The organism is Campylobacter concisus (assembly GCF_902460575.1).
In the GTDB taxonomy this organism is placed as follows: domain Bacteria; phylum Campylobacterota; class Campylobacteria; order Campylobacterales; family Campylobacteraceae; genus Campylobacter_A; species Campylobacter_A concisus_AW.
The window spans coordinates 119,669-142,039 of sequence record NZ_CABPUY010000002.1; the positions used below are offsets into that span (position 1 = coordinate 119,669).

Genomic DNA, 22,371 nt, shown 5'->3' on the forward strand with positions numbered 1-22,371 from the left:
TTTTTGATTAATCATACGATAATAACGCTGTTTAATAGCATATCTTAAACTAATATAAAATAAAAATTTAATTTCAAAAATACAAAATTTGTCAGATAGCTGACGGAATTTAATCGCCAGAAGTTATAGAATTGTTTCAAAAATTTCAGGAAGGAGCGTTTGAGATGTTAAATAAAAATTTAACTATCTCTATTCATGTGATTAACAATCACTCTATTAGTGAGCAGGGCGGTCTTGCCTTGTTTTTTAGGAGGAATTTATGAAAAAACATAAATTTGTGATTGCCGATTCTAAACGCTGCATAGGATGTGCGACCTGTATGGCTGCATGTTTTAAAAGTGCTTATGAACGCGGCAAACTATCACGTGCAAGGCTAAGCGTCTTAAGAGAAGCTAGCGGTGTTATGCCGACTCAGTGCAGACAATGCGACGATGGCCCTTGCGCAAATGTATGCCCAACTGGAGCGTTGCGATTTAACGATAATTGCATCGAGCTTCACGAGGAAATTTGTATAGGTTGCAAGATGTGCACGATCGCTTGCCCTTATGGTGCGATAAGCTCAAGTGCAGAGCTTATGCCTTCAGTAAATTACGCTGTCGAGCCAAAATACTATCTTGAAGTAGAGTCACAATCAGGCGCAAAAAACATCGCAGTAAAATGTGATATGTGCTTTGGCCGTGAAAATGGACCAGCTTGCGTTGATGTATGCCCAACAAGTGCTCTTATAATGGTAGATCCAGAAGAGGGCAAACATAAGCTTGGCAAGAGGATAGACTACGATGCAGCGAATAAATTTGCTACTAAAATTTTAAACGGACAAGGAGCATAAAATGACTACGGTTTATATGCTATTTCTTGTAAGTGCCGTCGTTAGTATCTTGCTCTACTGCGCTCCAAAAGCCGCTGTTAAAGTTGGTTTTGGACTAAGTGCTATAAGCTGCTTTTATGCGATGTGTCACTTCGTTGCAAATATGGGAGTAAGTGATAGCTTTGCTCTTATGGATGGCTTTTTGTATTCGCCAAAATTTGCGCTAAATCCACTTGGAAATTTCTTCAGCTTTGTTGTTGTTTTCATCGGATTTGCAAGTAGTGTTTATGGTATGAGCTATGCAGAAGAGTACATAAAAAAAGCAAATGTTGGTGTGTTTGCATGTTTGTTTAACACATTCATCCTTTCAATGCTTCTAGTAATCAGCGCTGATAATGTATTTTGCTTTGTTGTTTTATGGGAGCTTATGACTCTTGTATCATCATTTCTTATCATTGTCAATGACGGTAAAAATACACTTAAAGCGGTTATGGTATATCTTGGTATCGCACAAATTGGTGCATTTTGTATAACCTGTGGATTGCTTATCACAGCTTACTATGCAGGAAGCTTTGAATTTAGCGCATTTATGGGTGTTAAGATGCCATTTGGCGCTTCTGCTGCTGTATTTATACTATTCTTGGTCGGCTTTGGTAGTAAAGCTGGTATGTGGCCATTCCACGTTTGGCTTCCACAAGCTCACCCAGCAGCACCATCAAACGTTTCAGCCCTTATGTCAGGCGTTATGATCAAAGTTGCTTTATTTACACTAGTTAAATTTACACTTTACCTACCACTTAGCACATACTTTGGTCTTACAATACTTGCTCTTGGTGCAGCTAGCTCACTATTTGGTGTTTTATACGCTCTTTGCCAACACGACTTCAAAGCTTTGCTTGCTTACCACTCAGTTGAGAACATAGGCATCATCTTGCTAGGTCTTGGAACAGGTATCTACGGCGTTGCAGCTGGAAATTTAACACTTGCAGCAGTAGGTTTTCTAGCAGGTTGCTACCACGTAGTTAACCACGCTATATTTAAAGGTCTGCTTTTCCTTTGCGCTGGTTCAGTTATCCACGCTACTCATACACAAAATATGGACATCCTTGGTGGTCTTGCTAAAAAGATGCCATGGACAAGCCTTGGTATGTTTATAGGTATCATGGGTATCGCAGCTTTACCTCCAGTAAATGGCTTTGTTTCAGAGTGGTTTACATATCAAGGTATGCTTCAAGGTGCGATGGGAGAAGGAACATTAGTTAGATATGCATTTACACTTGGCGTCGTAGCTCTTGCACTAACAGGCGTTTTGGTTGGTATGCACCTTAAACTTTACGCTGTTATCTTTGCAGGTACTCCAAGAGATCAAAAAATTTGGGAAAATGCTAAAGAGAGTCCGATAGGTATGGTTCTTGGTATGATCATCCTAATGATAGGCTGCGTTGGCTTTGGTCTTGGCGCAAACTACATAGTTGATTACATCATGCAAGCTGTAAATTCTATCGCTATAAGCGACTATAAAGCTAGCCTTGGTGCTATAAATGTAACTTCACCTATGGGCAGCATGATCTCAACTCCACTTATCGCTTTAGTCCTTTGTGCGACTATGATTTTGCCATTTATCATCCTTGCTGTTATGAAAGCAAACAGAGATAAACCACGCGAAACTGATCCTTGGGCTTGTGGCTTTAAATATAGCTCACGTATGCAAATGACAGGTGGTCCATTCACTGGCGACCTTAGAAAAATTATGCAATGGCTATTTAGAGCTGATAAAAAAGTAGTTACTAGAAATTATTTTGACGCGGTTGAGTATCACAACCATCCAAAAGATATTTGGTGGGGAATGTTTTATGAGCCAGTCATTAAATGGTGTGTGAAATTTGCTGATAAGTTAGGTATCGTTCAAAGTGGTTATACAAATGTATATGCACTTTATATCTTGCTATATCTTTGTGTCATACTTGCTGTGGGCTACTTTTTAGTTTAGGAGACGAAAATGCAAACTATACTTTTAATGATATTTCAAGTAGTCGTTATCGTTTTGGTAGCTCCTTTGTTTGATGGTATGGCAAGAAAACTTAGAGCTAAACTTCAATCAAAACAAGGTAGCGATTTCTTTCAAACATATCGCGACATTATAAAGCTTTTTAGAAGAGGAAGAACCGTCCCTGAGTGCTCTCACTGGGTATTTAGATGGGCTCCATTTTTCCTTTTTGCAACTTCAGCTGCAGTGCTAGCTGCTATACCTATCACTTATAGCAAAGACACTGTATTTGGAGCATATTCAGATATATTTGTTATCCTCTATCTTGGTGCGCTACTTAGATTTGTATTTGGTGCAGCTTCAATGGATAGCGGCAACCCATTTGCAGCAACAGGTGGCGGCAGGGAGCAAATGCTTGGTGTTTATGTTGAGCCAGTTATGATTATGTGTTTAATCGTAGTTATGCTTGCAGCTAAAACATCAAATTTAGTTGAGATCCAAGAGATGGTAAGAACTGGCGTTATCGGATATCAAATTCCAAGTTTTGCCGTTGCTTCTATCGCATTTTTGTGGTGTATGTATGTTGAGACTGGTAGAAAGCCATTTGACTTAGCTGAAGCAGAACAAGAGCTTCAAGAGGGTGTTCTTGGTGAGTATGCTGGTAGCGACCTTGGCTTAGTTCAAGCATCACTTATATTAAAACAGTTTGCTATGATAGGACTTTTCCTAAGCATATTTGAGCCATGGAATTTTAGCAATCCTTTCTTAGCTATTATCGTTTTTGTGATAAAAACTGGAGTATTTTACGTCGCAGCTGTATTTATAGACAACTTTGGACCACGCTTTAAAATGACTTCATCTTTACGCAAAAATGCTCTTGGTGCACTTGCTATTTCGTTTGTTGCACTAACACTTTATGTAGTAGGAGCGTGAGATGCAAACACTAGATATATTAGCCATTTGCATGATCGTAACTTCGCTTGCGGTTTTTGGTCTTAGAAGCTTGAAACTCTCAATCATCGCTTATGCGATAGAGACACTACTTTTAGTTAGTATATTTTTCTTGCTATCTGAGAAATTTAACGCTGAGCAGCTAAAAACTTGGGCGATCGTTGCGTTTTTTACCAAAGTTCTTTTCGTGCCAGGAATTTTGTTCTGGCTTATCAAAAAACTTGGCGTAGTTAGCGAAGATGAGCCAGTTGGTGGATTTTTTGTAAGTCCTGTTATTGCTATGGGATTTTCTCTAGCTCTTTCAATGAGTATCCACCCTATATTTTTAAAATTCTCTCTTATCAAAGAAGAGATCATGCTAATCGCTGCTGGAACAGTCTTTATGATGGGAATTTTTGGCTTCATGCTAAGAAACTCATTTATAAAACAAATTCTAGCTTACTGCTTGTTTGAAAACGGTATCCACCTAAGCCTTGCTCTAATGGCTTACAACTCACATGAGCTAGTTGAGCTTGGAATTTTAACAGATGCGATATTTGCTGTTATTATCATGAGCGTTCTAGCGATTAGATTTTATAAAGCTTATGATAGCTTAGATACTTCTAAAGCTTCAAATTTAAGGGGTTAGAGATGGATAGTTTAGCTTTAATACTTATCTTACCGCTCCTTGGTGCTTTGATCTTGTTTTTAAGTCCTAAAAACTATGCAGTACTTAGCGGACTTCATGTCTTGTTTTCTGCTGCGACATCAGTGGCTTTACTTAACAATGTTCTTAAAGTTTTAAGTGGCGGAACTTTTTATAGTTTTGATAAATTTTTATTCTTAGATAGCTTAGGCTGTGTTTTTTTGGTGCTTATCGCTGTAACTGGATTTATAGTAAATTTCTACTCTATCCACTATATGAGATGGGAACTTGAAGATGGACACATCCACTTAAGCGATCTTAAAAAATACTACGCACTAAGCCATGTATTTATCTTTACAATGACTTTAAGCGTTATTTGCAACAACGTCGCGTTTATGTGGGCAGCTATCGAGGCTACAACACTAGCTTCTGTGTTTTTGGTTGCTATACACAAAGATCAAAAATCAACAGAGAGTGGTTACAAATACATCGTTCTTTGTTCAATCGGTCTAGCATTTGCTCTTTATGCAACCGTTCTTCTATACTCAGCTACATATAGCACACTAGGAGACGGCGAGGCTTCTATGCAGTTTTCAAGCATAATGGCTAACGCTAAAAATCTAAACCCAGATGCAGCAAAACTTATCTTTGTGTTTGCGCTAATTGGTTTTGGTACAAAAGCTGGTCTTGCTCCAACTCACACTTGGTTGCCAGACGTTCACGCTGAAGGTCCAGCACCTATCTCAGCATTGCTATCAGGCGTACTTTTAAAATGTGCGATGCTTGCACTTTTAAGATACTATGCTATCGCAGCTCAAGCAGTTGGATTTAGCTTTGTTGAAGGCGTAATGATCGTTTCAGGAACTATCACACTTTTTGTAGCAGGATTTTTCCTAATAAGACAACACAACGTAAAAAGAATGTTTGCATACCACTCAATCGTTCACATGGGTGTTATCGCATTTGCACTTGGTGTTGGCGGTAAATTTGGTCTATTTGCAGCGATATTCCACTGCTTAGCTCACAGCTTCACAAAAGCTTTGGCTTTCTGCTCAACAGGTAACATAGCAAGAATTTACGGCCACAAAGATATGAGTAAGATGGGCGGCATGGTTAAGATCGCACCTATTACAACTATTATGTTTGGTGCAGCTGTCTGCTCACTAGTTGGTGTTCCAGCATTTGCTATATTTGTTAGCGAATATAACGTCTTTGTTGGAGCTATCACAAGTGGTCAATACATCGCAGTTGCGCTATTTGCTATTGCACTTGCAGTTATTTTCATAGCTGACTTTGCGCACTTTAACATGGCAAGCTTTGGCGAGCCAAAAGGTGTGGTTGTTCATAATAAAGAGATGAGTTTATTTGAAAATTTACCTCTTATAGCACTCTGTGCCCTTATCATAATCTTTGGCGTATGGCACGTAGATAGCTTTTATACGCTAGTAAATAACGGTGTTAATATAATGATGGGAGCTTTAAAATGAGAGGCGATAAATTTGTTGAAATCCTAAAAACAAAGGTAAAAATTTTAGAAGTAACTCGTCAAGCAGACGATCAGATCACAGTTTTGGTTGATAGAAACGATCTTCCACTAGCTGTTAAGACACTTTATTATGATATCGGTGGCTTTATAAGCACTATGATACCAAACGACGAGCGCCAGATAAATGGCTGCTATGCGCTTTACTATGCTATCTCAATGGAAGGTAGCAAGATGACTGAAGCGGATGACTTTGCAGCTGAGGATAAGTGCTTTATCACAGTTAAAACCCTTATCCCAGGAAACGATCCGACATTTCCATCAGTTACTCCACTTGTACCAGCTTGTGTCTGGTATGAAAGAGAAGCTTATGATATGTTTGGCCTAGTAGCCGAGGGACTACCTGATAAAAGACGTCTAGTTTTAAGTGATGACTGGCCAGATGGACTTCATCCACTTAGAAAAGATGCTATGGACTACCGCTACCGCCCTGATCCAGTAGATCACAGAGATGAGCCTGATGCGGAGTTTTTATTTCCAACAGGCGACGCAGTAGTCGATGTGCCACTTGGACCACTACACGTTACATCAGACGAGCCAGGTCACTTTAGACTTTTCTGCGACGGCGATGAGATCATCGACGCTGACTACCGCTTGTTCTATCAACACCGCGGTATGGAAAAGCTAGCTGAAAACAGAATGAACTATGATCAAATGGGCTATCTTGCAGAGCGTGTTTGCGGAATTTGCGGTTATGCTCACGCTATAGCTTGTATCGAAGCAGCAGAAAAAGCTATCAAGCTTGAAATCCCACTAAGAGCTCAAGCTATACGCGTCATCTGCCTTGAGATCGAGCGTCTTCACAGCCACCTTTTAAATATCGGTCTAGCTTGTGAGGTTACTGGTAACTACAACGCTTTCATGCACATCTTTAGGGTTCGTGAGTACTCTATGGAGCTAGCTCAGCTTGTAACTGGCGGACGTAAAACATACGGCAACGTCGTTATGGGTGGCTTAAGACGCGATATGACAAACCATGAGATCAAAAAAGGCTTAGAGATCATCAACAAACTTGACATTCAAATTTCAGAAATTTGGGATGCAGTTTTGGAAGATAAACGCCAAATCGGACGCTGGAAAGGTGTAGGTATCCTAGACCGTCAAATAGCACGTGACTTTAGCCCAGTTGGTCCAAATATGAGAGGCTCTGGCTTTAAACGTGATAACCGCTACGATCACCCATACGACTTCTTTAAACAGATAGAATTTGAAGTAGCAGTTGAGCATGGTTGCGACGTTTTTGCTCGTGAGATGGTTAGATATAAAGAGCTAAAAAGCTCTATCCACATCATCCGCCAGTGCTTTGAGATGATGCCTCAAACTCCGATCATGATCGATCCTGTGACTATGATCAAACCTGAGAATTTCGCACTTGGTCACGATGAAGCACCACGTGGTGAGAACGTTCACTGGATCATGCAAGGTAGCGCTCAAAAAGTATATCGCTGGAGATGTAGGGCTGCGACATATAACAACTGGCCAAGCCTAAGGTATCAATTTAGAGGAAACAACATAAGTGACGCTGCACTTATCGTTTGCTCACTTGATCCTTGCTACTCATGCACCGAGCGTGTTACTTTGGTTGATGTAAGGACTAAAAAAAGTAAAATTTTAACAGAAAAAGACCTTAAAAAATTCTGTCAAGATGGCGGGGTTAGTAAGAAGGATTTAAGATGATGAAGTTATTTGACATCACAGAAAAATATGGAAAGGCGACATACGCCTATCCATTTGAGCCATATATTGTGCCTGAGAATTTCCGCGGTCAGCCAGACTATACATACGATCTTTGTATAGGTTGTGCAGCTTGCGGTATCGCTTGCCCTAGTAACGCAATAGAGCTTAAGATGAACGATGAGCAAACAAGGCTTGTTTGGCAGTTTGACTGTGGTCGCTGCATATTCTGCGGACGCTGCGATGAGGTTTGCCCAACTGGAGCTGTAAGACTTAGCGATAGCTTTGAGCTTGCGGTTAAATTTGACAAGAGCGCTCTTATCCAAAGAGGCGAGCTTGAGATGCAAACTTGCAAATGCTGCGGCAAACCATTTACGCCAAAAAGGCTTATAAATTTCACCCTTGAAAAGCTTGGCACAGCAAATTTACTCCCAGGCAGACTTGAAGAGGCAAAAGAGTATCTTTTTATCTGCCCAGAGTGCAAGAAAAATCAATCTGCTGAGAGGCTAACAAAAGGCGTTGAGGAGGCTATAAAATGAGTCTATATCAAGTCCCAGAGGACATAAAAACAGCAAATGACCTAACTGCAAAGCTAGAGCATTTAAAAAATATCAAAAGAAGCTTTAGCGTTTATAGGATCGACTGCGGAAGCTGCAACGGTTGTGAGATCGAAATTTTCGCTGCTATCACACCGATGTGGGACCCAGAGCGCTTTGGCTTTAAGCTTGTAGCAAACCCAAGACACGCTGATATCTTGCTTTGCTCAGGACCAGTCACAAGACAGATGTACTACCCACTTCTTCGTGCTTATGAAGCAGCTCCAGATCCTAAGATCGTAGTTGCTTTTGGCGCTTGTGGAAGTACTGGCGGAATTTTCCACGACGCTTACAGCGTTTGGGGTGGTATAGATAAGATAATCCCAGTTGATGTCTATATCCCAGGATGCCCTCCACACCCAGCAAGTGTTATCTATGGTCTTGGTATGGCTCTTGGCATCATCGATCAAAAATTGCACAAAAAAAGCTATGAAAATGACAGCACTACGCCTCCACCAGTTGAGAAGTCAGTAATGGGCGATATCTTGTTTGAACGTGACTTGCAAGCTGAAAGTAAAAGGCTTATGAGCTATATCTTTGGTAGAACGCTATTTGAAAAATATATGGACGCTATCAAAGCCTCAAGAGATATCCATAACCCAGAGCTTGCACGTGAAGCGGTTGTAGCAGCTATCAAAAAAGAAGATGACCCTAGATATGCTGAGTGTATGGCACTTTTGCATAACGACATCTATCTAAAATACGCAAAAGCTGGTAAAAATTTTGCGATAGACGTTGATAGCGAGGTTTGGAGTAAAAGATGATTCAAGTTTATAAGCTTACAAAAAGGCATATGGACGACAACGAAAAGCTTCCGCGCGAGCTAAAGGAGATAAAAGTTTTCTCCACTTGCGTGGGACACGGCGTTGGCACGATTGATTTTAGCGAGAAGATCTTGGAGCTAAGCGATGAGGAATTTGACGAGATGATCAAAAACTCAGGCGAATATGTGAAATTTAAGATCGGAAATTTAAGCAAGTATTTTGAAGTTGAAATTTTTGCTGAGCATATCGCTAGACTCTTACCACAGCTTTGCGAGTGTAAGCTTAAAGAAATTTTGGCAAATTTAAAAGAGGGTTATATCGTGCTTAGGAAGGACTTTTGATGAAAAAGGCCATCCTTTGCATCGGTAATCCTATGCGTGGTGATGATGATGTGGGCAATGAAGTAGGCCGTATCGTAGAGCAGGAGCTAAAAGAGTGGAAGGTATTTTTTGGGCAAGATGTGCCTGAGAATGAATTTTCAGCTATTAGAGAATTTGCGCCCGACATTTTGATAGTAGTCGATGCAATGAGCGGTTTTGATGAGGATAAGATAGAGTTTTTTGACCTAAGTGACGATAGAGACTACATCTACTCAACCCACAACCTCCCAACACCAGTGCTTTTAAGCTATTTGCGTAAAATTTGTCCAAAGACGCTTTTTCTTGGCATTAGCGTCTTACTTGAAAATGTCCTTGATTTTGAAGAGGGACTAAGCGAGCAGGCTAAAAAAAGTGCCAGAAAAGCTTTTTTAAGAATTGTAGAGATTGATAAAAATTTAGTTGGTTAAATTTAGCAAGAGCTAAATTTAATCTGGGGTTTGCTAAAGATAAATTTGATCGTTTTGGATTTGAAATTTAGTGTAAAAACCAATCTTTAAACATTAAATTTTGACGCTAAAAAGTCTATCTTTGGCACTGCTTCTTTGCTTTTGTTTCTTATAGATCAAAGAAGGTCAAATAAAAAGGAGACGTGATGTTAAATCCGGCAGAAACCGCTCAAGCGGTCTCAAGTTCTATGGAGCACAAAGCTCATACGCCACTTGTAAGCATTATATTTCTTGCTATCATGGCTGGAGCTGCTATTGCAATGGGTGATATTTTCTGGGCTCACTCAACAGTTGGTATGGCTGAAAAACAGTCTATCGGTCTTTCAAACTTCATCGGTGGTATCACATTTAGCTGCGGCCTCATGATGGTTGTGTTTTATGGTGGTCACCTATTTACTAGCTCTGTTTTAAGCGGCGTTAGTGCGTATGAGGGCAAATTGCCACTTGGCAAAACCATAAGCTACTGGGTAATTGTTTGGATATTTAACTTCGTTGGCGGTGCATTGATCGCTTATATGTACTACTACTCTGGTTTGCCACTAAAGTATGACGGCTACATCTTACAGCATTTCGTGCCAGCAGCTATTGGCAAGATCACAGCACCATTTCATGAGTTATTTCTTCGTGGTATCTTTTGTAACGTCTTTGTTTGTATGTCTATCTGGACTGCGACAAGCGAGAGCAACCTATCTGGTAAATTCTTTGCCATTATGTGGATGATCGGTGCATTCGTTGCTTGCTCAATGGAGCACTGCGTTGCAAATATGTTCATCATCACTGAAGCTATCATCTCTAAAGCTCACTATATAGCAGCAAGTGGTGGCGATATCAACGCTGCAGCAGCTTTACTTCACACTACAGCTGATAAACTAGATGTCATCAACTGGACAAATTTCTTAAGTAAAAACTTGCTTCCAGTTACACTTGGTAATATCTGCGGTGGTCTTTTCTTTGTTGGTCTTGTTGGCTTCATGGCTAATAAATTTGATATGAAGAAAAAAGCTTAATAAACTCCCTTTTAGTCTTTGCTTTATGGCAAAGGCTAAATTTTAAATTTCTCTTTTTTACCTTAAAAGTTTCAAAAAAATCTCTTATTTTTAATCTAAAAAATGTCACACTAATTTAAAATTTATCGTTTTAACTCTCTTGTTTTTGAAAATTTGTGACATTTTGGAGTTTAAAATATCTTAGTTAATAAATTTAGAGCAATAATAAAGCAAAAATTTAATATAATCCCACGAAAAAAGGAGAGCTTATGAAAATTTTCAATGCATTTTTTACTGGCATTATATTTGTTCTCGCTCCTATTTTTACGCTATTTGTCGGAATTTACAACAACTACTTTTCATTTTATGGCATAAACGAGTATTTCAATGTGATTTTTGTGGATAATGTGCCTTTTTTGTGGCTTTTACCTGTGTTTTTTATATTTGGATATTGTTTCTTTTACGCGCCATTTAGAAAAATTTTTAGAGCCTTTTACCTGCTCTTACTTGTGCTTTGCGCACTCAGTTGGTATCCTGATTTTGGACGAAGCTTGGGTGAGGCTTATTTTATGAGTAAGCCACTTGAGATGGATCTATCTTCAAATTTGCAAAGCGAGCAAAAAACAAGCGGCAAAGTCCTTTATGACGGACGAAGAGAAATTTATTTTCTAAGAAGTGACAATGATAAAGTCGTTAAAATTTCAAAGTAAAGTTTTACCTTTATTTAGTTACAATGGCATAAAAATTTAAAGGTTTAAAATGCGTATAAAACTTCCACACGTACCTTATGTCTCACATAAAATAGCAATAGATCTTTTAAACTGTGGTTTTGTAAAGCTAAATAAAGGTATCGAGCCAATCGTAGCAAAAGCAAGTGAAATTTTAACTACTGACGTTCAAAAAGAAAGAGCGCTAGATGAGCGAGTAAATGAGCTTTTAGAGAAAAACGAGGACGAGATGCAAACTATGCAAATCGACCGCAAAAATATGTTTTGGCTCGTTAAAAAGAAACTTGCTGGCGAATTTGACGTCATTTTAACTCACGAAGATAGATTTAGCAATGTCGCCCACAAGATACTTGAAGCTATCTGGAAGAGCGATTTGGTTGAGTATAACGTATCAGAAAATCGCGTGAAAAATGTCATTTATAGCTCGATAGATGAGTATTTAAAAAGTTATGAGAAGATAGAAGATAGCGTCTATGAGATGATGCAAAACTACAAACGCAAACTTATCCCTGGAACTGACGAATACGACCTGATTTTCGAGCGTTTGTATCAAGATGAGCTTAAAAAAAGAGGAATGCTTTAATGAAAGCTTATATTTACATTGAAAACGGCGTTTTTTTAGAGGCAAAAGCCTTTGGTGCTCACGGCGAGTGCGCAGGCGAGCTCGTTTTTAATACCTCTATGACTGGCTATGAAGAGATCATGAGCGATCCAAGCTATGCTGGTCAGTTTATCGTCTTTACTATGCCAGAGATAGGCATCGTTGGCATAAACGAAGATGATATGGAGAGCCTTAGAATTCACGCAAGTGGCGTCATAATGAGAAGCTATAACGAAATCCCCTCAAACTACCGCTCGCAAAAATCTTTAGGCAAATTTTTCGAAGAGCAGGGCAAATTTGGCGTTTATGACGTTGATACTAGATATCTAACAAAGATGCTACGCGACGAGGGCGCACTTATGGCATACATCTCAACGCAGATAAGCGATAAAGATGAGCTAAAACGCAGGCTTGAAAGTAGCGGACGCATAGAAAATATAAACTACGTAAAAACAGTCAGCGCTATGGACGAGTATGAGCACAAAAAAGGCGCTTGGGATAGAAATTTAAAGTCATATAAACCGCTAAAAAGTATCGGCAAAAAGATAGCTGTTTTTGACTTTGGCGTAAAGAGAAACATCCTAAATGAACTATGCGAAACTGGCCTTGAGGTCATCGTCGTGCCACACGATACTAAGGCTGAAGTTTTGATAGATAAATTTAAAAATGGTGAGATAAATGGTGTCTTTTTATCAAATGGTCCAGGCGAGCCAAAGAATTTAAAGGCCGAAATCGCTGAGATCAAAAAAATGATAGAGGCTAGGATCCCGATATTTGGCATCTGCCTTGGACATCAGCTGCTTTCAAATGCCTTTGGATACGAGACATATAAACTTAAATTTGGTCAGCATGGAGCAAACCATCCAGTCTTAAATTTAGAGACAAAAGCGATCGAGATAACAACGCAAAATCACAACTACAACGTGCCAGAGAGCATCGCTGAAGTAGCGGTTGTGACACATAGAAATTTGTTTGACAACACGATCGAGGGTGTAAGATACAAGGACTATCCGATCTTCTCGGTGCAACATCACCCAGAAGCAAGCAGCGGTCCTAACGAGAGCAAATATATATTTAAGCAGTTTTTAGAAATTTTATAATATGCAAAACATAAGCCTTTACATGATTATCTCAGTTGCGCTTTTGAGCAGCTTTAGTCATTGTGTCGGCATGTGTAGCGGGTTTTTGAGCTTGCAAGCTCTATTTTTTAAAGGCAAAAGCAAGAGTGAAATTTTAATGCTAAGCACGCTTTATAACCTAGCTAGAATTTTTGCTTATGTGGCTTTGGGAGCTTTGTTTGGCGCTTTTGGAGCAGCCATTAGTTTTGGTATGCGAGCAAGAGGCGTGATATTTTTCATAGTTGGCTTAGTGATTGCATTTATTGGCATCGCACTGCTTTTTAGAGGTGAGCTTTTAAAATTTGTAGAGAGCGAAAAAGCACTTAAATTTATAGTAAAAATGGCAAAAACAAGCGTGCAAAAGAGAAATTTGGCAAATTTTTTACTGCTTGGCTTTTTAAATGGTCTTTTGCCTTGTGGCGTGGTCTATTATTTCTTGGCACTTGGAATTTTAAGCGCAAATGTGGCTGACGCATCCTTGATAATGCTTATCTTTGGGCTTTGCACCTTACCAGCGATGTTACTAGCTAGCTTCGTCTTTGGCTTGTTAAGAGAGAAATTTAAAGAGATTATGTTTAAGCTCTCAGCTTGCATAATGATCTTAAACGGACTTTATCTATCATTTTTAGGATATAGAGCAAATGCCTAGTTTAAATTTAGATGAAAATTTTCTATCAAGTAGCGATGGCATGAGGATTGCTAAGCTTGCGATGATGGGCGAGATGATGGCAAATATAACTCACCAGTGGAAGCAGCCGCTAAATGAGCTAAGTTTAGTTTTATATAAGATGAAAAAGCTAGCACGCAGCGAAGATGGCGAATTTATCGGCTCTTATGAGAGGGCTATGCAGATTATAAAGTATATGTCAGAAACTACTGATGAGTTTAGCTCATTTTTAAATCCAAACACACTTTCGCAAGAATTTAGCCTAGCAGACGCAGCTAGAGCATCGATACAGATCGTAAAAGGCGTGATGAAAAAAGAGGGCGTTCATATAGAGCTTGAGGTGCTAGGAGACTCTAAAATTTATGGTCATAAAAACAGGCTCATGCAAGTCATCATAAATTTACTAAATAACGCAAAAGACGCACTAAATTTACAAAAGATAGAAGATAAAAATATAAAAATAAAGATTGATAGCGATGAAAAATTTGCTTACCTAAGCGTAGAAGATAACGGTGGTGGCATAGATAAAAATGTGATAGATGAGATATTTAAGCCATATTTTACCACCAAAGAAGATGCCAAAGGCACTGGCTTAGGACTTTATATGTCAAAGCAAATAATCGATCAATTTAACGCAGAAATAACAGCGGGCAACAGCGATAATGGGGCCTGTTTTTTAATAAAGTTACCACACAAAGGAGAGATAGATGAATAAAATTTTAAAGAACCTAACGGTTTTGCTTGTCGAAGACGATAGCGACAGCAAAAAGATCATGCACGATGTGCTAAGTGACAATTTTGAGAAAGTTTTTACTGCTCAAAATGGTGATGAAGGTTTGAAAAAATTTAAGAAATACAACCCAAATATGGTAATTACAGATGTATTTATGCCAATTAGTGATGGACTTGATATGACAAGATATATCAAAGAAATTTCTAAAGACACACCTGTCATCGTCCTAAGTGCGCATAGCGAAAAGGAGACTTTATTAAAGGCGATCGACGTTGGCGTTGATAAGTATCTCATAAAACCTATCATGGCAGATGATCTTTTAAAAACGATAGAAAATGTCGCGAAAAGCAAGATAGAAACTGCAAACATCATCCAAGTTGCAAACGGATATAGCTTTAATAAGATCAAGCGCGTTCTTATCAGAGATGGCGTTGAAATTTCACTTACTAAAAAAGAGCTTGCATTTATCTCACTTTTGATAAAAAGACTTGGTACGCTCGTGCTTCACGATGAGATCAAAAGCGTCGTTTGGGTTGGCGAGAGCGTTACTGAGGCAGCTATTAGAACCTTTGTTAAGCGTGTTAGAGACAAAGTTGGCAATAACTTTATAAAAAATGTCCCAGGACTTGGTTACAAAATAGACAGAAGACTTTCTTAGTTAATGAGAATTTATATTAATTAAGTTTTTTTATAGTCCTTATACTCTAAAATAACGAATCATTAATATAAATTTAACTAGGAGGATATTTTATGCGACCATCTCAGCTACTACACTATGATTATAGTGTAGCAAAGCTATTTATGTTTGCCACGATACTCTTTGGTATCATAGGCATGGTTGTTGGCGTAGTTATAGCTTTTCAAATGGCCTGTCCAGAGCTTAACTACATAGCCGGCGAATATTCGGCGTTTGGGAGGTTGCGTCCTCTTCATACTAATGGCATCATCTTTGGCTTCATGCTATCTGGCATATTTGCCACTTGGTACTACATCGGACAGCGTGTTTTAAAGGTCTCGATGAGCGAGTCGCCATTTTTGATGTTTATCGGCAAGCTTCATTTTTGGCTATATATGCTTGTTATGGTTTTGGCTGTTGTTACGCTTTTTATGGGCGAGAGCACAGCTAAAGAGTACGCTGAGCTTGAGTGGCCACTAGATATCGCAGTAGTCGTTGTTTGGGTGCTTTGGGGCGTTAGTATATTTGGCCTCATCGGTATCCGCCGCGAAAAGACACTTTATATCTCAGTTTGGTACTACATCGCTACATTTTTAGGCGTTGCGATGCTATATCTCTTTAATAATATGGAAGTTCCAACAAGACTTGTTAGCGGATATGGCTCATGGCTACACTCTGTCTCTATGTATGCTGGCTCAAACGACGCTTTGGTTCAGTGGTGGTACGGCCACAACGCAGTTGCATTCGTCTTTACAGTAGCTATCATCGCTCAAATTTATTATTTCTTGCCAAAAGAGAGCGGCCAGCCGATATTTTCATATAAATTATCGCTATTTTCATTCTGGGGTCTAATGTTCATCTACCTTTGGGCGGGCGGACACCACCTAATATACTCTGCTACGCCTGATTGGATGCAGACTATGGGCTCAGTCTTTTCTATCGTTTTGATCCTGCCTTCATGGGGTTCAGCCATAAACATCCTTCTTACGATGAAGGGTGAGTGGGCGCAGCTTAGAGAGAGTCCGCTTATTAAATTTATGGTTCTAGCTTCTACATTTTATATGTTCTCGACACTTGAAGGACCGATACTTTCTATCAAGTCTGTAAATGCCCTAGCACACTTTACCGACTGGGTACCAGGACACGTTCATGACGGCGCTCTTGGCTGGGTTGGCTTTATGATCATGGCGGCACTTTATCATATGACACCGCGTGTATTTAAGCGTGAAATTTACTCAAAGTCGCTAATGGAAGCTCAGTTTTGGATACAAACAACAGGTATCGTTTTATACTTTGCCTCTATGTGGATCGCTGGTATCACACAAGGCATGATGTGGAGAGCGACTGATAGCTACGGAAATTTACTCTACTCGTTTATAGATACGGTTGTCGTGCTTATCCCATACTACTATATAAGGGCTATTGGCGGACTTCTTTATCTAGTTGGCTTCTTGATGTTTGCTTATAATATCTACAAATCAACTTCTGCTAAAGCTATCTTAGCAGAGCCAAAAAGCGCTTCGCCTATGGGCGGCGGGGCAAAAGCTAGTGCGGAGGTGATGTGATGTTTGCTTGGTTAGAAAAAAATCCATTCTTTTTTGCAGTTTGTGTATTTGTCGTCATCGCTTATGCTGGTATAGTTGAAATTTTGCCAGACTTTGCAAACAGAGCTAGACCGCTTGAGGGCACAAAGCCTTACACCGTCTTAGAGCTAGCTGGCAAAAACATCTATATGCAAAATGGCTGCAACACTTGCCACTCTCAAATGATCCGTCCGTTTAAAGCTGAGACTGATAGATACGGCATGTACTCGCTAAGTGGCGAGTTTGCATACGATCGTCCGCACCTTTGGGGCTCAAAAAGAACGGGACCTGATCTTATGCGTGTGGGCAACTATAGAACGACTGACTGGCATGAAAATCACATGCTAAATCCAGCCTCAGTAGTGCCAGGCTCGATCATGCCAGCATATCCATTTTTGTTTAAGAAAAATGCTGATATCGAGACTGCTTACGCTGAAGCGCTAACGGTTAAAAAGGTCTTTAACACGCCTTATGACGAAAAAGATATGCCAGCACTTGGCACGCTAGAGCAGACAAATGCTAACGTCAAGGCTGAGGCTGCAGCTATCGTTGAAAACATGAAAGATGAGCAGGTAAAAAGTGCATTTGCAAAAGGTGAAATTCGCCAGATCGTAGCACTGATTGCTTATCTAAATAGCCTAAAGTAGGAGCGTAAGATGGAAAACATTAGAGAGTTTCAAGCTTATGGCTATTTTTTCTTGACAGCATTTTTGGCGATCACTTTGTATGCCTACTTTTTTCATCTTTATAAGAGCGAAAAAACTGGTAGAAGAAACTACGAGAAGTACTCAAAGCTCGCACTTAATGACGAGATCGGTGGCGAAATTTTAGAGCGTAAGACTACAAAGGAGAGCGTATGCAATGGCTAAATTTAGAAGATAATGTAAATTTACTAGCTCTTATAGGAGCGGCTCTAATCATCGTGCTTACCATCGTTGTGGCTGGCAGGTACGTGGGGCAGATGAAGGTTAAAAAAGATGAGAGTGTTGAGCTTAGCGAGCATAACTGGGACGGCATAGGTGAGTACAAAAACCCTGTCCCACTTGGCTGGGCGGTCGTCTTCTTGCTAGCGCTAGTTTGGGCGGTTTGGTACTATTTGCTAGGCTATCCTTTAAATTCTTACTCACAAATCGGCGAGTACAACAAAGAGGTCAAAGAAGCAAACGCTAAATTTGAAAAAGAGTATGCAAATCCAAGCAAAGAGACGCTTCACGCTATGGGCGAGAGCATCTATCTCGTGCAGTGCTCAGCATGTCACGGCATCACAGGCGATGGCATAGGCGGCAAGGCTGCAAATTTACAAATTTGGGGTAGCGAAAAAGGCATAGTTGAGACTATACTTAATGGCTCAAAAGGGCTTGAGTATCCTATGGGCGAGATGCCAGCAGGTTTAGCTGACGCTGATGGCGCAAAGGCGATCGCAGCATACGTAGCTAAAGAGATAAGCGCGATAAAAAGCACAAAAAATGAAAATTTAGTAGCAACTGGCAAAGAGCTTTACGCTGCATGTGCGTCGTGTCACGGCGAAGATGGCAAGGGTATGGATGGCATGTCAGTTGATCTTAGCAAATATGGCTCGGCTAGCTTTGTGGCTGATGTGCTAAATCGTGGCAAAAAAGGAGCGATCGGCACTATGCCTAAATTTAATGATGGCAGGCTAAACGAGATCCAGCAAAGCGCAGTTGGCGAGTACGTCATATCGCTATCAAAGGGCGAATAATGGAAAATAACAATAGAAATGTCTTTGCCTTAAATGGCATTAGCGGTTTTTTAATAGCGGTGGTGCTTTTGCTCTCTATCCTAGCGGTGCTTACATACATTGGCATCGGCTTGCAAAAAGAGGTCGCAACCAAGCCTTACTCACTCAAAGATGCAGCTAGCATCGAGATGAAGAGCGTTGATAACGCTAAACATGTCATTGTAAAGGAGAAGTGATGCTAGGCATAATAGAAAAAGCCATTATCCTGCTAATAATCGTCGCAGGCGCCATTTGTGCGTGGTCAGTGCTTACACCAAATCACCTCTTTGTAGGCTAAATTTGAAGAAATTTGCACTCATTTTTATCATTTTGCTCTGGCAAAATTTGGCTTGGGGTGCAAATTTCGTTATCAATGATGATGGAATTTTAAGTCAAAAAGTGAGCCAAAAGCTAAATGAGATAGGAGACGAGCTTTATCAAAAAAGCGGCATAAATTTAGTAGTTGGCGTATATAAAGATGGCGAGCTTGGCATGCTTTTTAAAGAGCAAAATTTAAGCTCGCCTTTTGTCTTCTTAACGCTCATAAAAGATAAGCAAAAGGTTGAAATTTTTAGCGATACAAACACTTCAAAGCTCTTTAACAAGGAGCAAATTTTAAGCGTAAGTCCAGAATCAGGCACAATCATCCCCATTTTAGTCTCAAAAAACGGCAAAGATGTCTATAACGCCGCTATCTTAAACGGCTACGCTGATATCGCCGAGCAGATCGCTGGGAGCTTAAATTTAAAGCTAGAAAGCGGTATTGGCAGCTCAAACAAAACGACCTTAAATTTCTTGCGAATTTTTATCTACGGCTTGATCGCATTTTTCGTTCTCATCATCCTTTATAAAAAGGTAAAAAATGGCTAAAAAGAGCTTTTGGCCTTATGGCATCGTGCTTAGCATAGTTGCTATCATCTTGGCATGCGCCGCAACCATCGTTGTTGCGATCAACAACCCAGTCGAGATGGATAGTGCTTATATGCAAAGTCACCAAAGCGTCGATGAAAACATTACATTTATAAAAGAGAGCGAGGCTAGGTTTGATAAGAAATTTGAGCTTAAATTCGAGCCAGAATTTAAAGGCTTGCAGGGCAAATTTAAATTTCTTTTAACGCCAAAAAACGGCGAAATTTCAAGTCTTAGCTATGAAATTTTACTAACCCGCCCACAAACAAACAAAGATAACAAAACATTAAGCGCCTTATGGCAAGAAAACGAGCTTGTAAGCGAGAGTGTTAGCCTAAAAGAGGGCAGGTGGCAGCTACTTTTAAGGCTTAGCGACAAGCAAGATACGAGATATTATAAATTTGATTTTAACGCTACAAGATAGACTAAATTTGCACCCAAAAGTTTTTTAGCCAAAGTCAAAAACCAAATAAATTTACCTGCAAATTCCCTAAATGTCAGATCAAACCTCTTTAAAACCAAAATTTAAGCCCAAACGCTTGCCAGTTTTAACATACTCTTTAAATTTATAGATGAGCGGTGACCAATTTTTAGTATCTAGCTTTTCGTCTTTTAACAAATTTTCATCCACAAATATGCCAACTATCTTGCAAGTGACGATGCAAAACCACTCCTTTATCTCGCACTTTTCTACGATCGTTTTTATCTGTATCTAGCACTCTTTTATGCGCGCGCTTTGGTTTTTGGCGCTAAATTTAAGCAATATAAACCCCGCGGCACCCGAAACTACCGAACCTAGCAAGATAGCGAGCTTGTCGGTGTAGGCAAAGGCGTCCGTGTCGTTGTAGGCTAGGCCGTTAACGAAAAGGCTCATCGTAAATCCTATACCGCAAAGCACGGCGATGCCGTAAAGCTGGATGAAATTTGACCCCTCGGGCAGCTTGGCTAGCTTAAATTTGATCGCTAAAAAGCTAAATCCAAATACCCCGACTTGCTTGCCGACGAAAAGCCCCAGCGCCGTGCCTAGCGCGACCGGAGACAAAATCTCGTCCAGTCCGACGCCTCGCAGTGAGATGCTTGCGTTTACGAAGGCAAATATCGGCAGCACGCCAAACGCTACCCAGCCGTGCAGGTCGTGCTCGATGCTTTTTAGCATAGATTTGCCCGGCTCGTCTTTAAAGCTAAGCGGTATGAAAAAGGCCGCCACGACGCCGGCAAGCGTGGCGTGAACGCCTGATTTTAGCACCGCTACCCACATCACTGCGCCTACGATCAGATACGCCGCCTTGCTCTTTACGCCGAGTCTGTTTAGCACGAAAAGCGCGGCTAGACAAACGCTCGCGACCGCAATCATTTGGGCGCTAAGCTCGCTCGTGTAAAATAGCGCGATAATCACGATCGCGCAAAGGTCGTCGACGATCGCTAGCGTCATGAGGAAAATTTTTAAACTAGTCGGTACGCGAGGCCCGAGTAGGCTCAAAATCCCCAGAGCAAACGCGATATCCGTCGCCGTCGGTATCGCCCAGCCGCCAAGCGCGAAGGAGTCGTGCTTCGTAAAAAGATAGAAGATAACCGCGGGCACTATCAGGCCGCCTGCCGCGCCGATCGCTGGCAGCGCGATTTGCGACGGATTTTTTAGCTCGCCCTCCAGCACCTCGCGCTTTAGCTCAAGTCCGATGAGAAAGAAAAATACCGCCATCAACCCGTCGTTCACCCACAAGATCAGGGGTTTGCTTAGTCCGTATTCGCCGAAGCTCATGGTAAATTTGGTATTTAAAAATTCGTTGTAAAAATCGCTCAAAAACGTATTTTGACACAGTAGCGCCGCGACCGTAGCGACCATCAGCAAAATCCCGCCGCTGGCTTCGTGTTTTAAAAACTCTTTTATTCCGCCCATTTTGCTTCCTTTTTATAAATTTTGGCGATTATAACGTATTTTTACGCTCGCATAAAATTCGGGCGAATTTGGCTATAACCAAGTCAAATTTAAAGGTAATTTAGTAGACGCGTCGCTAAAATTTGCCATGCCGCGCTTGCGGGAGCGGGACGCTTGCGCACTGTTTTTATAGATTAAGGAGCGAAAATGAATGAAATTTTAGATATATGTAAGCGTGCAAAGGCTGTTTGCGGCGAGCTTTTGAGACTTGATAGCAGGGCTAAATTTGCATCCAAAAGTTTTTAGCCAAGGTCAAAACCAAATAAATTTATCTGCAAATTTTACTTTCTAGCCAGCCAAAACGCTTACTCAAACCTCTTTAAAGCCAAAATTTAAGCCCAAACGCTTGCCAGTTTTAACATACTCTTTAAATTTATAGATTAGAGGCGACCAATTCTTAGTATTTAGCTTTTCATCTTTTAACAAATTTTCATCCACAAATATGCCAACTATCCTGCAAGTGACGATGCAAAACCACTCCTTTATCTCGCACTTTTCGACGATCGTTTCTATCTGTATCTTGCACTCTTTTATGCGCGCGCTTTTTACCTTTATGCCAGGCTCTTTGTGTAAATTTGCCACCTTAAATTTATCGCTTTCGTAGCTGTATCCAAGGGCTCTTTTCTCCTCTGGCACGTCCTCATCACCTGTTAGTTTTTCTATCTTTTTTATAGCTTCAAGCAAGCTCTCATCGCATAAATTTAGCGTGATGTCTGAGCCATTTTGGATATTTTTATAGCCTTTGTTATCAACCCCGATGCCAAGCACCACGCTATCTCCTAGCGTCCAAGATGATGAAAGCACGGTGATATCATCTCGCCCTTTTTCATCTTTTGTAGTGGCAAATAAAACCGGAAAGCCGTAGTAAAAGCCAGATCTGTTTAACTCTTTATGCATTTTTTGCTCCTTTTTTAGATTGTAA

At 40.4% G+C, this 22,371-nt stretch carries 27 protein-coding genes; 24 read left to right on the forward strand and 3 right to left on the reverse strand.

What is annotated here, in order from left to right; translation table 11 throughout:
* Positions 1 to 259 precede the first annotated feature (259 nt).
* The 24 genes from F3G76_RS04595 to F3G76_RS04710 all read left to right on the forward strand — a co-directional run bounded on the left by F3G76_RS04595 (position 260) and on the right by F3G76_RS04710 (position 19,937).
* The gene (locus F3G76_RS04595) at positions 260 to 829 is read left to right on the forward strand and encodes a 4Fe-4S dicluster domain-containing protein (RefSeq protein ID WP_009294859.1); all 570 of its coding nucleotides are present in this window, start codon (positions 260 to 262) and stop codon (positions 827 to 829) included.
* A 1-nt stretch (position 830) separates the two neighbouring features.
* The gene (locus F3G76_RS04600; RefSeq protein ID WP_009294858.1) at positions 831 to 2,798 is read left to right on the forward strand and encodes a proton-conducting transporter transmembrane domain-containing protein; all 1,968 of its coding nucleotides are present in this window, start codon (positions 831 to 833) and stop codon (positions 2,796 to 2,798) included.
* A 9-nt stretch (positions 2,799 to 2,807) separates the two neighbouring features.
* Positions 2,808 to 3,728, forward strand: a complete 921-nt coding sequence (locus tag F3G76_RS04605) for a respiratory chain complex I subunit 1 family protein (RefSeq protein ID WP_002939300.1) — start codon at positions 2,808 to 2,810, stop codon at positions 3,726 to 3,728.
* Position 3,729: 1 nt separating this feature from the next.
* On the forward strand, positions 3,730 to 4,374 hold the full coding sequence (hyfE, locus tag F3G76_RS04610; protein WP_012001181.1) for a hydrogenase 4 membrane subunit: 645 nt from the start codon (positions 3,730 to 3,732) through the stop codon (positions 4,372 to 4,374).
* Between the two features lie 2 nt (positions 4,375 to 4,376).
* Complete coding sequence (locus F3G76_RS04615) at positions 4,377 to 5,858, forward strand: hydrogenase 4 subunit F (protein WP_103612818.1); 1,482 nt, start codon at positions 4,377 to 4,379, stop codon at positions 5,856 to 5,858.
* Positions 5,855 to 7,591 carry a hydrogenase large subunit gene (locus F3G76_RS04620; RefSeq protein ID WP_149705276.1) on the forward strand — a complete coding sequence of 579 codons (1,737 nt, stop codon included), beginning with the start codon at positions 5,855 to 5,857 and terminating at the stop codon, positions 7,589 to 7,591. Before F3G76_RS04615 ends, F3G76_RS04620 begins: the two co-directional genes overlap by 4 nt.
* Positions 7,588 to 8,127: a formate hydrogenlyase complex iron-sulfur subunit gene (locus tag F3G76_RS04625; protein ID WP_002939210.1), complete on the forward strand. Its 540-nt coding sequence runs from the start codon at positions 7,588 to 7,590 to the stop codon at positions 8,125 to 8,127. The genes F3G76_RS04620 and F3G76_RS04625 overlap by 4 nt, the downstream gene beginning before the upstream one ends.
* Complete coding sequence (locus F3G76_RS04630; protein ID WP_009294855.1) at positions 8,124 to 8,948, forward strand: NADH-quinone oxidoreductase subunit B family protein; 825 nt, start codon at positions 8,124 to 8,126, stop codon at positions 8,946 to 8,948. The genes F3G76_RS04625 and F3G76_RS04630 overlap by 4 nt, the downstream gene beginning before the upstream one ends.
* Positions 8,945 to 9,289 carry a formate hydrogenlyase maturation HycH family protein gene (locus tag F3G76_RS04635; RefSeq protein ID WP_021084790.1) on the forward strand — a complete coding sequence of 115 codons (345 nt, stop codon included), beginning with the start codon at positions 8,945 to 8,947 and terminating at the stop codon, positions 9,287 to 9,289. The genes F3G76_RS04630 and F3G76_RS04635 overlap by 4 nt, the downstream gene beginning before the upstream one ends.
* Positions 9,289 to 9,735: a hydrogenase 3 maturation endopeptidase HyCI gene (locus F3G76_RS04640; RefSeq protein ID WP_021085388.1), complete on the forward strand. Its 447-nt coding sequence runs from the start codon at positions 9,289 to 9,291 to the stop codon at positions 9,733 to 9,735. The genes F3G76_RS04635 and F3G76_RS04640 overlap by 1 nt, the downstream gene beginning before the upstream one ends.
* 185 nt (positions 9,736 to 9,920) lie before the next feature.
* Entirely contained in the window at positions 9,921 to 10,781 is an 861-nt protein-coding gene (locus F3G76_RS04645) for a formate/nitrite transporter family protein (RefSeq protein WP_035142401.1), read from the forward strand.
* A 248-nt stretch (positions 10,782 to 11,029) separates the two neighbouring features.
* Positions 11,030 to 11,470, forward strand: coding sequence for a hypothetical protein (locus tag F3G76_RS04650; protein ID WP_002939255.1), 441 nt, complete (start codon positions 11,030 to 11,032; stop codon positions 11,468 to 11,470).
* A gap of 49 nt (positions 11,471 to 11,519) precedes the next feature.
* Entirely contained in the window at positions 11,520 to 12,071 is a 552-nt protein-coding gene (locus tag F3G76_RS04655) for a DUF507 family protein (protein ID WP_002939254.1), read from the forward strand.
* Positions 12,071 to 13,189, forward strand: coding sequence for a glutamine-hydrolyzing carbamoyl-phosphate synthase small subunit (gene carA, locus F3G76_RS04660; protein ID WP_048809736.1), 1,119 nt, complete (start codon positions 12,071 to 12,073; stop codon positions 13,187 to 13,189). The genes F3G76_RS04655 and carA overlap by 1 nt, the downstream gene beginning before the upstream one ends.
* A gap of 22 nt (positions 13,190 to 13,211) precedes the next feature.
* Complete coding sequence (locus tag F3G76_RS04665; protein WP_103644858.1) at positions 13,212 to 13,856, forward strand: sulfite exporter TauE/SafE family protein; 645 nt, start codon at positions 13,212 to 13,214, stop codon at positions 13,854 to 13,856.
* A complete protein-coding gene (locus tag F3G76_RS04670; protein WP_149706056.1) occupies positions 13,849 to 14,589 on the forward strand; it encodes a sensor histidine kinase in 741 nt (246 codons plus the stop codon). Before F3G76_RS04665 ends, F3G76_RS04670 begins: the two co-directional genes overlap by 8 nt.
* A complete protein-coding gene (locus F3G76_RS04675; protein WP_012001191.1) occupies positions 14,582 to 15,265 on the forward strand; it encodes a response regulator transcription factor in 684 nt (227 codons plus the stop codon). The genes F3G76_RS04670 and F3G76_RS04675 overlap by 8 nt, the downstream gene beginning before the upstream one ends.
* Before the next feature lie 92 nt (positions 15,266 to 15,357).
* The gene (gene ccoN, locus F3G76_RS04680) at positions 15,358 to 16,848 is read left to right on the forward strand and encodes a cytochrome-c oxidase, cbb3-type subunit I (protein ID WP_021084787.1); all 1,491 of its coding nucleotides are present in this window, start codon (positions 15,358 to 15,360) and stop codon (positions 16,846 to 16,848) included.
* The gene (gene ccoO, locus F3G76_RS04685; protein ID WP_103558642.1) at positions 16,848 to 17,513 is read left to right on the forward strand and encodes a cytochrome-c oxidase, cbb3-type subunit II; all 666 of its coding nucleotides are present in this window, start codon (positions 16,848 to 16,850) and stop codon (positions 17,511 to 17,513) included. Before ccoN ends, ccoO begins: the two co-directional genes overlap by 1 nt.
* Before the next feature lie 9 nt (positions 17,514 to 17,522).
* The gene (locus F3G76_RS04690; protein ID WP_103558641.1) at positions 17,523 to 17,735 is read left to right on the forward strand and encodes a cytochrome c oxidase, cbb3-type, CcoQ subunit; all 213 of its coding nucleotides are present in this window, start codon (positions 17,523 to 17,525) and stop codon (positions 17,733 to 17,735) included.
* Complete coding sequence (locus F3G76_RS04695) at positions 17,723 to 18,586, forward strand: cbb3-type cytochrome c oxidase N-terminal domain-containing protein (RefSeq protein WP_103558640.1); 864 nt, start codon at positions 17,723 to 17,725, stop codon at positions 18,584 to 18,586. Before F3G76_RS04690 ends, F3G76_RS04695 begins: the two co-directional genes overlap by 13 nt.
* A complete protein-coding gene (locus F3G76_RS04700) occupies positions 18,586 to 18,801 on the forward strand; it encodes a DUF4006 family protein (RefSeq protein WP_103558639.1) in 216 nt (71 codons plus the stop codon). The genes F3G76_RS04695 and F3G76_RS04700 overlap by 1 nt, the downstream gene beginning before the upstream one ends.
* A 103-nt stretch (positions 18,802 to 18,904) precedes the next feature.
* Positions 18,905 to 19,474: a hypothetical protein gene (locus tag F3G76_RS04705; RefSeq protein WP_149706057.1), complete on the forward strand. Its 570-nt coding sequence runs from the start codon at positions 18,905 to 18,907 to the stop codon at positions 19,472 to 19,474.
* On the forward strand, positions 19,467 to 19,937 hold the full coding sequence (locus F3G76_RS04710) for a FixH family protein (protein WP_149706058.1): 471 nt from the start codon (positions 19,467 to 19,469) through the stop codon (positions 19,935 to 19,937). Before F3G76_RS04705 ends, F3G76_RS04710 begins: the two co-directional genes overlap by 8 nt.
* A gap of 78 nt (positions 19,938 to 20,015) precedes the next feature.
* Here F3G76_RS04710 and F3G76_RS10895 read toward each other — a convergent pair whose 3' ends face one another.
* From F3G76_RS10895 to F3G76_RS04725, 3 genes are all read right to left on the reverse strand, one after another.
* On the reverse strand, positions 20,016 to 20,144 hold the full coding sequence (locus F3G76_RS10895; RefSeq protein ID WP_021089356.1) for a hypothetical protein: 129 nt from the start codon (positions 20,142 to 20,144) through the stop codon (positions 20,016 to 20,018).
* 81 nt (positions 20,145 to 20,225) lie between these two features.
* Positions 20,226 to 21,410: a Na+/H+ antiporter NhaA gene (gene nhaA / locus F3G76_RS04715; protein ID WP_149706059.1), complete on the reverse strand. Its 1,185-nt coding sequence runs from the start codon at positions 21,408 to 21,410 to the stop codon at positions 20,226 to 20,228.
* Between the two features lie 348 nt (positions 21,411 to 21,758).
* Complete coding sequence (locus tag F3G76_RS04725) at positions 21,759 to 22,346, reverse strand: flavin reductase (RefSeq protein WP_149706060.1); 588 nt, start codon at positions 22,344 to 22,346, stop codon at positions 21,759 to 21,761.
* Positions 22,347 to 22,371: the final 25 nt, after the last annotated feature.